Genomic DNA, 13,990 nt, shown 5'->3' on the forward strand with positions numbered 1-13,990 from the left:
GCCATGATCCCAGAGCGCGTCGTGATCATCGGATTGGGGCAAACGGGACTTTCCTGTGTGCGCTATTGCCTGGCCCGGGGTATCCTTCCCCTGGTCATGGACACTCGCGCCCGGCCCCCCGGGGTGGAGCAATTGCCCGCGGGGCTCGACTGCCGTTTTGGCGACCTGGACGCCGCCAGCCTGCTGGCGGCGGACTTGATCGTGGCCAGCCCCGGTGTGCCCCTGGCCACGCCGGCGCTGCGCCAGGCCCGGGCCGCGGGGGTGGAGATTGTGGGTGACGTGGAACTGTTCCTGCGCGAGTGCAAGGTTCCGGTCATCGCCATCACCGGCTCCAACGGCAAGAGCACCGTCACCACCCTGGTGGGCGAGATGGCCGCCGAGGCCGGCCTGGCGGTGGGGGTGGGCGGCAATATCGGCACCCCGGCGCTGGAGCTGCTGGACGGTCCGCTGGAACTGGCGGTACTGGAGCTGTCCAGCTTCCAGCTGGAAACCACCCCCGGCCTGCGCGCCCTGGCTGCCACCGTGCTCAATATCAGCGAGGATCACCTGGATCGCTACGACTCCCTGGCCCATTACCGGGATACCAAACTCGGCATTTATCAGGGGGCCGGGTTGTGCCTTTATAACCGGGAAGACGACCAGACCCGTCCGCCGGCAGACCTGCCGGCGCTGAGTTTTGGCCTGGACGAGCGCGAGTACGGCCGAATCGCACAGGGCGGCGAACTCTGGCTGTCCCATGACGGTCGCCCCCGGCTGCCGGTGTCGGCGCTGCGAATTGTCGGCGCCCATAACCAGCTCAATGCCCTGGCGGCGATGGCGCTGGCGGATGCGGCCGGGATCGCCCCGGCGGCCCAGGACGCCGTGCTGCGCCGGTTCGAGGGGCTGCCCCACCGCTGCCAGTTTGTGGCCGAAAAGCACGGCGTGCGCTGGATCAACGACTCCAAGGCGACCAATGTGGGCGCCACCCTGGCGGCCATCGCCGGAGTGGCCGAGGCGGTGCCCGGCCGGTTGTGGCTGATTGCCGGCGGCCAGGGCAAGGGCCAGGATTTCGGTCCGCTCAAGCCCTTGCTCGTGCATACCCTAGCCGGCATGGCCTGTTTCGGCCAGGACAGGGCCGAACTGCTGTGCCTGGCCGCCAATACCCGGGAAGTGGCGAACCTGGAGCAGGCGGTGGCCTGGTGCGCGCGCCAGGCAGTGCCCGGCGACTGGGTACTGCTGGCCCCGGCCTGTGCCAGCCTCGACATGTACCCCAATTATCAGGCCCGGGGAGAGCATTTCCGCGCCCTGGTGGAGGCCCTATGAGGTGGCTGCCGGCCTTCAGCAGTGATTGGCTGCTGCGCCCTTCCCAGGGGCTGATCTACGATCGCCAGCTGGTGGTGCTGTCCCTGTCGCTGATGGCCATCGGGCTGGTGATGGTGTCTTCGGCCTCCATTGCCGAGGGTATCGCCGTGGGCGACGATGCGTTTTATTTCGTTAAGCGCCACGGTATTTTCCTGTTGATCTGCCTGTTCCTGTCGGCCCTGCTACTGCAGGTGCCCATGGCCCGCTGGCAGCGGTTCAACATTGCTTTCCTGATCCTGGCGCTGGTGCTGCTGGTGCTGGTGCTGGTGATTGGCCGCGAGGTCAACGGCAGCCAGCGCTGGCTGGCGCTGGGGCTGTTCAACGTACAGCCGGCCGAGATTGCCAAGCTGGCCCTGTTCACCTTCCTGGCGGGTTATCTGGTGCGCAAGCAGAACGAGGTCCGCCAGCAGTGGATCGGCTTTCTCAAGCCGCTGGTGGTGATGGGGCTGATGTCCTCATTGCTGCTGATGCAGCCGGATCTGGGCTCGGTGGTGGTGCTGTTTGTGACCACCCTCGGCATGCTGTTTATCGCCGGCGCGCGCATGGCGCAGTTCATCAGCCTGCTCACCCTGGGGGTGGGGCTGGTGGTCGGCCTGATTGTCGCCGCTCCCTACCGGATGAAGCGGGTCACCTCCTTCCTCAACCCCTGGGAAGATCCCTTCGGCAGCGGTTACCAGCTGACCCAGTCGCTGATGGCCTTCGGCCGCGGCGGCTGGTTTGGCGAGGGCCTGGGCAATTCCATCCAGAAGCTCGAATACCTGCCCGAAGCCCACACCGACTTCGTGTTCGCCATCCTCGGCGAGGAGCTGGGTTTTACCGGCGTCATGCTGGTGTTGCTGCTGCAGGCCTGGCTGGCGTTCAAGGCGCTGCACATCGGCCACAAGGTGTTGCTGGGCGGGCGTCAGTACGAGGGTTACCTGGCCATGGGTATCGGCATCTGGTTCAGTTTCCAGACGGTGGTGAACGTGGGGGCCGCTTCGGGCCTGCTGCCCACCAAGGGGCTGACCCTGCCGCTGGTCAGCTACGGCGGCTCCAGCCTGATGGTGATGAGTGCGGCGGTGGCGGTGATGGTACGGATTGATTTTGAATGGCGTCGCGACAACATCCAGGCCCGGCACCGGGAGGCAACATGAACAACGGCAAAACCCTGCTGGTGATGGCGGGCGGCACCGGGGGCCATGTGTTCCCCGGGCTGGCGGTGGCCGACGTGCTGCGTGAGCAGGGCTGGACGGTGCACTGGCTCGGTACCGCCGAGCGGATGGAAGCCCGGCTGGTGCCCGACCACGGCTATCCGCTGCACACCATCGATATTGCCGGGGTGCGCGGTAACGGCGCCAGGCGCCTGCTGCTGGCGCCCTTCCAGATTATCAAAGCGGTCTGGCAGGCGCGGCGGGTGCTGCGCCAGGTCCGGCCGGCGGTGGTGCTGGGCATGGGCGGCTTTGCCGCCGGTCCCGGCGGCGTGGCGGCCTGGCTGGCGGGCATTCCGCTGGTGCTGCATGAGCAGAACGCCGCCGCCGGCCTGACTAACCGCCTGCTGGCGCGCATTGCCGATCGGGTGCTGATGGCCTTTGCCGGCGCCTTTGCCCGCGGCGAGGTGGTCGGCAACCCGGTGCGCCCCGCCCTGGTGGCGCTGCCGCCGCCCGCCGAGCGCATTGGCCTAGAGCCGCAACCGCTGCGGCTGCTGGTGGTGGGCGGCAGCCTGGGCGCCAAGGTGCTGAACGAAGTGCTGCCCCGGGCGGTGGCCCTGGCGGGCAATATCCGGGTCCGCCACCAGACCGGGCGCGGCAATGCCGAGGCGGTGCGCGCGGCCTATGACGCGCTCGCTATCGAGGCCGAGGTGAGCGAGTTTATCGACGACATGGCCGCCGCCTATGGCGAGGCCGATCTGGTGGTGTGCCGGGCCGGCGCCCTGACCGTGTCGGAACTGGCGGCCGCCGGCCTGGGGGCGATTTTTGTGCCCTTGCCCCATGCGGTGGATGACCACCAGACCAAGAATGCCCGCTCCCTGGCGGATCAGGGCGCCGCCCTGGTGCTGCCCCAGTCCGGGTTCAGCGCCGAGGCGCTGGCGGCGCAACTGCAGCGCCTGGCGGGCGACCGGGAGCAACTGCTGGCGATGGCCGGCCGGGCCCGGCAACGGGCGATTACCGATGCCGCACAGCGGGTGGCCGAGTGCCTGCGCGATGTGGCCAAATAAATTGAGAGAATGGCATGACCAAGGTTGAACTGGCGAAATTGAGAAGCATGGTACCCGAGATGAGACGGGTGCGGCGTATCCACTTTATCGGCATCGGCGGTGCCGGTATGGGCGGTATTGCCGAAGTGCTGGCCAACGAAGGCTATGCCATTTCCGGCTCCGATATCGCCCATAACCCGGTCACCGATCGGCTGGCGGCCATGGGCGCCACCATCTACCTGGGCCACCAGGCCCAGCAGGTGGCCGGAGCCAGCGTGGTGGTGGTCTCCACCGCCATCAGTCCCGACAACCCCGAGCTGCTGGCGGCGCGGGATCTGCGCATTCCGGTGGTGCGCCGGGCCGAAATGCTGGCCGAGCTGATGCGCTTTCGCCACGGTGTGGCGGTGGCCGGCACCCACGGCAAAACCACCACCACCAGCCTGGTGGCCAGCATCTACGGCGAAGCGGGCAGGGATCCCACCTTCGTGATTGGCGGCCTGCTCAACAGCGCCGGCTGCAACGCCCGCCTGGGCAGCAGCCGTTATCTTATCGCCGAGGCGGATGAAAGCGATGCCTCCTTCCTGCACCTGCAGCCCATGGTATCCGTGGTGACCAATATAGAAGCGGATCACATGGACACCTACGGCGGCGACTTCAGCAAGCTGGAAGGCACCTTTATCGATTTCCTGCACAACCTGCCCTTTTACGGCCTGGCGGTGCTTTGCGTCGATGACGACGTGATCCGCAGCATGTTGCCCCGGGTATCCCGCCAGTTCGTGAGCTACGGTTTCGCCGCCGACGCCGACTACAGGGTGGAGGATTTCAGCCAGCACCGGGATCACAGCCGTTTCCGGGTGTGCCGTCCCGACGGCAGTTGCCTGGAGGTGCAGCTCAACCTGCCCGGCCGCCACAATGCCCAGAATGCGGCGGCGGCCATCGCCGTGGCCTGCGAGGACGGCATCGCCGACGAGGCCATACTGGCGGCGCTGAAAAAATTCGAAGGGGTGGGCCGGCGCTTCCAGCAGTATGGCGAGTTCGACACCGGTCGCGGCCTGGCCAAACTGGTGGACGACTACGGCCACCACCCGAGCGAGGTACGCGCCACCCAGAATGCGGTGCGCGCCGGCTGGCCCGAGCGCCGGTTGGTGACCATTTACCAGCCCCACCGTTATACCCGCACCCGGGATCTGTACGAGGACTTCGTCGATGTGCTGTCGAAAAGCGATGTACTGATCCTGCTGGAGGTGTACAGTGCGGGCGAAGCGCCCATTCCTGGTGCCGACAGCCGGGCCCTGTGCCGCTCCATCCGCAGTCGTGGCCAGATGGAGCCGATTTATGTGGCTTCCCCGGACGAGGTGCCGGCGGTATTGGCGGAGCTGCTGCAGGACGGCGACCTGGTGCTGACTCAGGGCGCCGGCAATGTGGGCGGGTTGGCGCGCAGGCTCGGCCAGCTCAAGTTATCCATAGCGGCGATGAAACAACAGGGAGAGCAGTGATGAGTGATTTCGGCAAGGTTGCGGTACTGTTCGGCGGACGCTCCGCCGAGCGGGAAGTGTCGCTGCGCTCCGGTGCCGCCGTGCTGGCCGGGCTGGAGCGGGCCGGGGTCGATGCCCAGGGCATCGATACCCGGGATTACCCCCTGGCCCGGCTGAAGGAAGAAGGCTTTGATCGCGCCTTTATCGTGGTGCACGGCCGTGGCGGCGAGGACGGCACCCTGCAGGGAGCGCTGGAGCACCTGGGATTACCCTATACCGGTTCCCGGGTGCTGGGCGCGGCGCTGGCCATGGACAAGATCCGCACCAAGCAGGTATGGCGTGCCATGGGACTGCCCACCGCCGACTTTCGCATCGTCCACAAGCAGGATTTCAACCCCGGGGACGCGGCGGCCCTGCTGGCCCAGTTCATGGGGCCCGTGTTCGTCAAGCCGTCTCACGAGGGATCCAGTATCGGCATGACCAAGGCCACCGATGCGGCCACCCTGGCCAAGGCCATCGAAGAGGCCTTCAGGTTTGACGACGAGGTGCTGATCGAGAGTTTTATCGAAGGCGACGAGTACACCGTCAGCATTCTGGGCGATGCCGCCCTGCCGGCCATCCGGCTGCGCACGCCCCATGATTTTTATGATTATTCCGCCAAGTACCAGTCCGGCGATACCGAATACCTTTGTCCCTGCGGCCTGGATCGGGCCGACGAGCAGGAACTCGGCGAATTGTGCCTGGCGGCGTTCCGGGCGGTGGCCGCCAGCGGCTGGGGCCGGGTGGATCTGATGCGCGACAGGCAGGGTCAGTGGTGGCTGCTGGAGGTGAATACGGTCCCCGGCATGACCGAGACCAGCCTGGTGCCCAAGGCGGCCAAGGTGGCCGGGCTGTCCTTCGACCAGTTGGTGGTTCGGGTGTTGGAGATGGCACACTGATATGAATGACGCCGTGGTCGTCCGAACCCGACTGGGGTTTATTTCCGGACTGGTGTTCTTCCTGCTGGTGCTGGCGGCACTGGTCTGGGGATTGTGGCACCTGGCGATGTGGATGACGGCGGCCAACCAGGTACCGGTGAACAGCCTGATCATTCAGGGCGAGCACCGTTACCTGGGCCGGGATGAAATCCGCGAGGCGGTACTGGAACTGCCCGAGGTGGGCAATTTCTTTACCCTGGAGGTGGACCAGGTACAGCAACGGCTGCTGGCCCTGCCCTGGGTGTACCAGGCCTCGGTGCGCAAGCAGTGGCCCGATACCCTCAGGGTTTATATCGTGGAGCAGCCGGTGGTGGCCTTCTGGAACGAAGACGCCATGCTCAACAGCCATGGCGACATCTTCCGGGCCCGGCGCGGCGAGCTGGAACTGGTGAGCCTGTCCGGGCCGGATCAGGAGGCGGGCAGGGTACTGCAGGAGTACCAGGCCCTGCAACGTCAGCTGGGGGCGCGGGGTTACCGGATCAGTCGGATTCACCTGACCCCCCGATTTTCCTGGGAGCTGACCCTGGAGGACGGGGTCAGGCTGATCCTGGGGCGGGATGATATCGAAGCCAGGTTACAACGATTTATTGATGTCTATCCGGGCATCGTCGGGCGCGAGCGGGTGGCTTACCTCGATCTGCGCTACGACACCGGGTTGGCGGTAGGATGGAAGCAGGACGAAGAGACTGATAATGACCAAGAGCGCGGAACGAAATCTGATCGTCGGGCTTGATATCGGCACGGCCAAGGTCACGGCCCTGGTGGGCGAAGTGCTGCCGGACGGCGAGCTGAATATCATCGGCCTCGGCAGCCACTCCTCCAAGGGGATGGACAAGGGCGGCGTGAACGATCTCGAGTCGGTGGTCAAATCCCTGAAGCGGGCGGTGGATGAGGCCGAGATGATGGCCGACTGCCAGATCACCTCGGTTTACCTGGGGCTGTCGGGCAAGCACATCGAATGCCGCAACGAAACCGGCATGGTGCCCATTTCCGACGAGGAAGTGACCCAGGAAGACGTGGACAACGTCATCCATACCGCCAAGTCGGTGCGCCTGTCCGATGAACACCGGGTGCTGCATGTGCTGCCCCAGGAGTTTTCCATCGACTTCCAGGAAGGGATCAAAAATCCCATCGGCCTGTCGGGGGTGCGCATGCACGCCAAGGTGCACCTGATCACCTGCCACAACGACATGGCGCGCAATATCGAAAAATGCGTGGAGCGTCTGGGCCTGCGAGTAGACCAGCTTATTTTCAGCGCACTGGCATCCAGTTATGCGGTGCTGACCGACGATGAGAAAGAGCTGGGTGTATGCGTAGTCGATATCGGCGGCGGCACCATGGACATGGCGGTGTTCACCGGCGGCGCCCTGCGCCACACCAAGGTGATCCCCTATGCGGGCAGCACCGTGACCAGCGACATCGCCTATGCCTTCGGTACGCCGCCGCTCGATGCGGAAGCGATCAAGGTGCGTCACGGCTGCGCCTTCAGCCGGTTGGTGAGCAAGGAGGACACCATAGAAGTGCCCAGCGTGGGCGGCCGCCCGGCCCGCAGCCTGCAGCGCCAGACCCTGGCCGAGGTGATCGAGCCGCGCTACAGCGAGCTGCTCGGCATGATCAATCAGGAGCTGGCACGGGTACAGAGCGAACTGAAAAAGGCCGGGGTCAAGCATCAGCTTGCCGCCGGCCTGGTGCTGACCGGCGGCGCCGCGCAGATTGAGGGACTGGTGGAGTGCGCCGAGCAGATCTTCCAGTGCCAGGTGCGCATCGGCCAGCCGGACGGGGTCAGGGGATTATCGGATTATGTTGAGACGCCGGTGTACTCCACCGCCGTGGGGCTGTTGCAATACGGCAAGGAGCACCAGTCGGCGCCGCAACTGGACTACAACAACAAGGCCAGTGTCACCAGCCTGATTAAACGGGTCGGCAACTGGCTGCGTGGCGAATTTTAATCTTGGCAGGAACCAACCAAGAGCAAAGCGGAGAGAGACTTATGTTTGAACTGATGAATGATCACGAGCAGGAAGCCGTCATTAAGGTGGTCGGTGTGGGTGGCGGCGGCGGCAACGCCGTCGAGCACATGGTGCGCGAAAACCTGGAAGGCGTCGAATTCCTGGCCATCAATACCGATGCCCAGGCGCTGCGCAATTCCAGTGCCAGCACTACCCTGCAAGTCGGCAGCGCCATTACGAAAGGCCTGGGCGCGGGCGCCAATCCGGAAGTGGGCCGCGACGCGGCGCTGGAAGACAAGGACGCCATCCGCGACCTGCTGGACGGCGCCGACATGGTGTTCATCGCCGCCGGCATGGGTGGCGGCACCGGCACCGGCGCCGCGCCGGTGGTGGCGGAAGTGGCCAAGGAGCTGGGTATCCTGACCGTGGCGGTGGTGACCAAGCCCTTTGCCTTCGAAGGCAAAAAGCGCATGAACTACGCCCAGCAGGGCATCAACGAACTGGCCAAGCACGTCGACTCGCTGATCACCATTCCCAACGACAAGCTGCTCAAGGTGCTGGGCCGGGGCATTTCCCTGCTGGACGCCTTCAAGGCCGCCAACAACGTGTTGCTGGGTGCGGTGCAGGGCATTGCCGAGCTGATCACCCGCCCCGGCCTCATCAACGTCGACTTCGCCGACGTACGCACCGTGATGCGGGAAATGGGCACCGCCATGATGGGCACCGGCAGCGCCACCGGGGAAGACCGTGCCGAGGAAGCCGCCGAGAAGGCCATCTCCAGCCCCTTGCTGGAAGACGTGGATCTGGCCGGCGCCAGGGGCATACTGGTGAACATCACCGCCGGCCTCGACATGACCATCGAGGAGTTCGAAACCGTGGGCAACGCGGTCAAGGCCTTCGCCTCCGAGAACGCCACCGTGGTGGTGGGCACCGTGCTGGATCCGGAAATCAGCGACGAACTGCGCGTCACCGTGGTGGCCACCGGCATCGGTGCCGAGCGCAAGCCCGACATCACCCTGGTGAAGTCCGGCTCCAGCCGGGACGACAACGGCATGCGCCGGCTCGACAGCGGTCGCGAGGAGCAGTCGGGCAAGCTGGCGGTGAATGCCGACAATACCCAGGTCAAGACCGATCTCGACTACCTGGATATTCCGGCCTTCCTGCGCAAACAGGCTGACTGAAAAACGTACTGCATTGAGGCAGGCGGATAACTGTGCTAGCATGTCTGACCACTTTAATCTGGTTCGGACCGGGCCCTTTTGACTGGCGGAAACCCTTATGATTAGACAACGAACCCTGAAAAATACCGTGCAGGCCACCGGAATCGGCCTGCATTCCGGCCACAAGGTGCAGCTGCGCTTTGTTCCCGCGCCGGCCAACACAGGTATCGTGTTTCGTCGTACCGATCTGGATCCCCAGGTCGAAATCCGGGCCGACGCCGACCTGGTGAAGGACACCATGCTGTGCACCGCCCTGGTCAACGAGCAGGGGGTGCGGGTTTCCACCATAGAGCACCTGTCGGCGGCGCTGGCCGGGCTGGGTATCGACAACCTCTATATCGAGGTGGATGCCCCCGAGGTGCCGGTGATGGACGGCAGTTCCCATCCCTTCATCTATCTGCTCCAGTCCGGCGGCATCCGCGAACTGAACGCGCTCAAGCGCTTCATCCGCATCAAGCAGCCGGTGCGGGTGGAAGACGGTGACAAGTGGGCGGAATTCCGGCCCTACCGGGGCGGTTTCAAGATGGATCTGACCATCGACTTCAAGCACCCGGTATTCGAAGGCCAGAGCCAGCATCTGGTGCTGGATTTTTCCGGCGCGGCCTTTGTGAAGGAACTGAGCCGAGCCCGGACCTTCGGTTTTATGCGCGACATCGAGTACCTGCATTCCCAAAACCTGGCCCTGGGCGGCAGCCTGGAAAACGCCGTGGTGCTGGACGACTACAAGGTGCTGAACGAAGATGGCCTGCGCTACCCCAACGAGTTCGTCAAGCACAAGATGCTGGACGCCATCGGCGACCTCTACATGTGCAACCACAGCATCCTGGGCGAATTCCGGGCCTACAAGACCGGGCACGCCCTCAACAACAACCTGCTGCGGGCCTTGCTGGCGCAGACCCAAGCCTGGGAAATCGTGACCTTCGGTGACGAAGGGGCCGAATCGCCGATTCGCTACTACGATACCGCCTTTAATCCTGCCTGACCCTGTATCCAGCACGCCGGCATCTCTCCGCGCCGGCGTGTTTTCTTTTTTTTCTGCAGTGTAAACCATGACTTCATCCTCCCCGTCCGCGCCGGTTCGCGCCACCCGTCCCCCGCTGTTCCGGTTGTGGGTGCTGCTTGCCCTGGTGCAACTGCCGGTGGCTTTCTACCTTTACAGCCAGTGGCAGCTGAGTCTGCAGCAGAACCAGCAGCTCAGCCGCCAGCTGGAACGCCAGCAGCAGGGCCAGCAACGCCAACTGCAACTGATTGGCGAGCGCCTGGGCCGGTTACAGGCGGATCTGGGCCAACTGGGTGCCCTCGGCCAGCGGCTGGTCAACGACTACGATCTGGGCGATGAATTGCCGGTCCAGCGGCTGGATCCCAACCTGCTCAAGCGCCCCTTCAACGGCTTCGCCGAGCTGAACCAGGCCCTGACCCAGGTGTCGGAACAGACCCGGGAATACGGCATGACCCTGGCTGCCCTTGAATCCATGCTGCTTAATCTCCATATAAATGAAATCACCCAGGTACACGGCCACCCGGTGCCGGACGGCCGGGCCCGCCTGAGCTCGGGATTTGGCCAGCGCCGTGACCCTTTCACCGGCCGTACCCGCTGGCACAAGGGGGTCGATTTTTCCGGGCGGCGCGGCCAGCCCATCGCCGCCACTGCCGCCGGCGTGGTCTCTGCGGTAGAATACCATCCCGCCTTCGGTGGCCTGGTCGAAATCAGCCATGGTCGGGGCTGGGTAACCCGCTATGCCCACGTGGATTCGCAACTGGTGGAAATCGGCGAGCGGGTCGAGGCCGGGCAGCATATCGCCCTGATGGGCCGGACCGGTCGGGCGACCGGTGTCCACCTGCATTATGAAGTGCTCAAGGGGAACAAACAGCTGGATCCGGCACGGTTCCTGCCCCGGTAGTGTTACGTTTACGGCGTCGCCCGCGGGCGGGGCTTTATTTTTCCAACAGCATAATTGGCCAAGCATGATTACCAAACTCTTCACCAAGATTATCGGCAGCCGTAACGACAGAACACTCAAACGGCTGCGTAAAGTTGTTAATGAAATCAATGCCATGGAGCCCAAGTTCGAGGCTCTGTCCGATGCCGAGCTGCAAGCCAAGACCGCCGAGTTCCGCGCCCGCCTGGAGCAGGGGGAAACCCTGGAGCAAATCCTGCCGGAAGCCTTCGCCACGGTGCGCGAGGCCTCCAGGCGGGTGTTCGAGATGCGCCATTTCGATGTGCAGATGATCGGCGGCATGGTGCTGCACCACAACCAGATCGCGGAAATGAAAACCGGTGAGGGCAAGACCCTGACCGGGACCCTGCCGGTCTATCTCAACGCCCTGACCGGCCGCGGTGTGCACGTGGTGACGGTGAACGACTACCTTGCCCGCCGGGACGCCGAAGCCAACCGGCCGCTGTTCGAATTCCTCGGCCTGACCGTGGGCTGCAACCTGCCGGGCATGGGCCACCAGGAAAAGCGCGACGCCTACGCCTGCGACATCACCTATGGCACCAACAACGAATTCGGCTTCGACTACCTGCGCGACAATATGGCCTTCACTCCCCAGCAGCGGGTGCAGCGACCGCTTTATTACGCCCTGGTGGACGAGGTGGACTCGGTATTGATCGACGAGGCCCGTACCCCGCTTATCATCTCCGGGCCGGCGGAAGACAGCTCCGAGCTGTATATCCGTATCAACACCCTGATCCCCAAGCTGGTGAAGCAGGACAAGGAAGACACCGAGGAATACACCGGCGACGGCCACTACACGGTGGATGAAAAGAACAAGCAGGCCCTGCTCACCGAAAACGGCCAGATCTTTGTGGAAGAAGAGCTCAAGCGCATGGGGCTGCTGGCGGAAGACGACTCCCTGTTCTCCGCCGGCAACATCACCCTGCTGGCCCACGTCAACGCCGGCCTGCGCGCCCACACCCTGTTCGAGCGCAACGTGGACTACATAGTGCAGGACAACGAAGTGGTGATCGTCGACGAGCACACCGGCCGGACCATGCCGGGCCGGCGCTGGTCCGAGGGCCTGCACCAGGCGGTGGAGGCCAAGGAAGGGGTCAAGATCCAGAACGAGAACCAGACCCTGGCCTCCATTACCTTCCAGAACTACTTCCGGCTGTACGACAAGCTGGCCGGCATGACCGGTACCGCCGACACCGAAGCCTTCGAGTTCCAGCACATCTATGGCCTGGACACCGTGGTGATCCCCACCAACAAGCCGATGATCCGCAAGGACATGGGCGATCTGGTCTACCTGACGGCCCCGGAGAAATACAAGGCCATCGTCGCCGATATCAAGGACTGCGTGGAGCGGGGTCAGCCGGTGCTGGTGGGCACCGTTTCCATCGAAAACTCCGAACTGTTGTCGGGCATCCTCAAGAAGGAAGGCATCAAGCACCAGGTGCTCAACGCCAAGTTCCACGCCAGGGAGGCGGAAATCATCGCCCAGGCGGGGCGCTCGGGGGCGGTGACCATCGCCACCAACATGGCCGGCCGGGGGACCGACATCGTGCTCGGCGGCAGCTGGCAGGCGGAAATTGAAGCCCTGGGCGAAGCCACGCCCGAGCAGATTGCCGCCATCAAGGCCGACTGGCAGCCGCGCCATGATGCCGTCATCGCCGCCGGCGGCCTGCACATCATCGGCACCGAACGGCACGAATCACGCCGTATCGACAACCAGCTGCGGGGCCGGGCCGGCCGCCAGGGCGATCCGGGATCCAGCCGTTTTTACCTGTCGATGGAAGATGCCCTGATGCGCATTTTCGCCTCCGACCGGGTGACCGCCATGATGAAAAAGCTGGGCATGGAAGAGGGCGAGGCCATCGAGCATCCCTGGGTGACCCGGGCCATCGAGAATGCCCAGCGCAAGGTGGAGACCCGCAACTTCGATATCCGCAAAAACCTGCTGGAATTCGACGATGTGGCCAACGACCAGCGCAAGGTGGTGTACGAGCAGCGTAACGAGCTGCTCGATTCCGGCGACATCAAGGAGACCATAGACGTTATCCGCGAGGACGTGCTGAGCGGTGTGGTCGACGAATACATCCCGCCCCAGTCACTGGAGGAAATGTGGGACGTGGCCGGCCTGGAGCAGCGGCTGAAGGGGGATTTTGCCCTGGAGGCGCCGGTTTCCGAGTGGCTGAAGCAGGATGACAAGCTGCACGACGAGCAGATCAAGGAGCGGGTGCTGGAGGCGGCTTCCCGGGCCTACGCCGACAAGGAAGCCGTGGTGGGCGCGGCCGTGCTGCGCCAGTTCGAAACCTCGGTGATGCTGCAGACTCTGGATACCCTGTGGAAGGAGCACCTGGCGGCCATGGATCACCTGCGCCAGGGCATCCACCTGCGCGGTTACGCCCAGAAAAACCCCAAGCAGGAATACAAGCGCGAGTCCTACGAGCTGTTCACCCAGATGCTGGACAACCTCAAGCGGGAGGTGGTCAGCATTCTCAGCCGGGTCCGGGTCCAGACCCAGGAAGAGGTGGAGGCGGCGGAGGCCAAACGACGGGAGGCGGCCGAGCGCCTGCCCCAGAGCTACAGCCATGCGGAGGCGGAAAATCCCCTGGCCGGGAGCCAGCCGGCCGGTGCCGAGGGCGCACCCTTCGTGCGCGAGGGCGAAAAGGTGGGCCGTAACGACCCCTGCCCCTGTGGCTCGGGTAAAAAATACAAGCAGTGCCACGGCAAGCTGAGCTGAACCGAGTCACCCGTGACCATGCCAAAGCCGCCTTCGGGCGGCTTTTTTTGTTTGCCCGGCGAAGCCGGCAAACCCGGCCATCTGAAAGAAGATGGCGTCACCCCGACTGAGGGGAAGACAATCCGACTGGCAAGGGCGCCACTGGCCAACGGTGGGGTCTGAAGGAAGC

General features: G+C 64.3%; 11 protein-coding genes. All 11 read left to right on the forward strand.

The genetic code is table 11. The features are described from left to right. The first annotated feature begins 3 nt into the window (after positions 1-3). The 11 genes from murD to secA all read left to right on the forward strand — a co-directional run bounded on the left by murD (position 4) and on the right by secA (position 13,821). Positions 4-1,302, forward strand: coding sequence for a UDP-N-acetylmuramoyl-L-alanine--D-glutamate ligase (gene murD / locus C7I36_RS12105; RefSeq protein WP_106453965.1), 1,299 nt, complete (start codon positions 4-6; stop codon positions 1,300-1,302). Next, positions 1,299-2,474, forward strand: coding sequence for a cell division protein FtsW (gene ftsW / locus C7I36_RS12110; protein ID WP_106453966.1), 1,176 nt, complete (start codon positions 1,299-1,301; stop codon positions 2,472-2,474). Before murD ends, ftsW begins: the two co-directional genes overlap by 4 nt. Beyond that, positions 2,471-3,535, forward strand: a complete 1,065-nt coding sequence (gene murG, locus C7I36_RS12115; protein ID WP_106453967.1) for an undecaprenyldiphospho-muramoylpentapeptide beta-N-acetylglucosaminyltransferase — start codon at positions 2,471-2,473, stop codon at positions 3,533-3,535. The genes ftsW and murG overlap by 4 nt, the downstream gene beginning before the upstream one ends. 14 nt (positions 3,536-3,549) lie before the next feature. Beyond that, entirely contained in the window at positions 3,550-5,010 is a 1,461-nt protein-coding gene (murC, locus tag C7I36_RS12120) for a UDP-N-acetylmuramate--L-alanine ligase (protein WP_106453968.1), read from the forward strand. Then, positions 5,010-5,927 carry a D-alanine--D-alanine ligase gene (locus C7I36_RS12125; protein ID WP_106453969.1) on the forward strand — a complete coding sequence of 306 codons (918 nt, stop codon included), beginning with the start codon at positions 5,010-5,012 and terminating at the stop codon, positions 5,925-5,927. Before murC ends, C7I36_RS12125 begins: the two co-directional genes overlap by 1 nt. A gap of 1 nt (position 5,928) precedes the next feature. Beyond that, the gene (locus C7I36_RS12130; protein WP_106453970.1) at positions 5,929-6,699 is read left to right on the forward strand and encodes a cell division protein FtsQ/DivIB; all 771 of its coding nucleotides are present in this window, start codon (positions 5,929-5,931) and stop codon (positions 6,697-6,699) included. After that, positions 6,659-7,915: a cell division protein FtsA gene (gene ftsA / locus C7I36_RS12135; RefSeq protein WP_106453971.1), complete on the forward strand. Its 1,257-nt coding sequence runs from the start codon at positions 6,659-6,661 to the stop codon at positions 7,913-7,915. Before C7I36_RS12130 ends, ftsA begins: the two co-directional genes overlap by 41 nt. A gap of 41 nt (positions 7,916-7,956) precedes the next feature. Continuing rightward, positions 7,957-9,096 carry a cell division protein FtsZ gene (ftsZ, locus tag C7I36_RS12140; protein ID WP_106453972.1) on the forward strand — a complete coding sequence of 380 codons (1,140 nt, stop codon included), beginning with the start codon at positions 7,957-7,959 and terminating at the stop codon, positions 9,094-9,096. A 97-nt stretch (positions 9,097-9,193) separates the two neighbouring features. Continuing rightward, positions 9,194-10,117, forward strand: a complete 924-nt coding sequence (lpxC, locus tag C7I36_RS12145) for a UDP-3-O-acyl-N-acetylglucosamine deacetylase (RefSeq protein WP_106453973.1) — start codon at positions 9,194-9,196, stop codon at positions 10,115-10,117. 67 nt (positions 10,118-10,184) lie between these two features. Next, the gene (locus C7I36_RS12150) at positions 10,185-11,036 is read left to right on the forward strand and encodes a M23 family metallopeptidase (RefSeq protein ID WP_106453974.1); all 852 of its coding nucleotides are present in this window, start codon (positions 10,185-10,187) and stop codon (positions 11,034-11,036) included. Between the two features lie 64 nt (positions 11,037-11,100). After that, positions 11,101-13,821, forward strand: a complete 2,721-nt coding sequence (gene secA, locus C7I36_RS12155; protein WP_106453975.1) for a preprotein translocase subunit SecA — start codon at positions 11,101-11,103, stop codon at positions 13,819-13,821. Positions 13,822-13,990 lie beyond the last annotated feature (169 nt).

Source organism: Zobellella taiwanensis (assembly GCF_003012795.1).
Lineage (GTDB): Bacteria > Pseudomonadota > Gammaproteobacteria > Enterobacterales > Aeromonadaceae > Oceanimonas > Oceanimonas taiwanensis.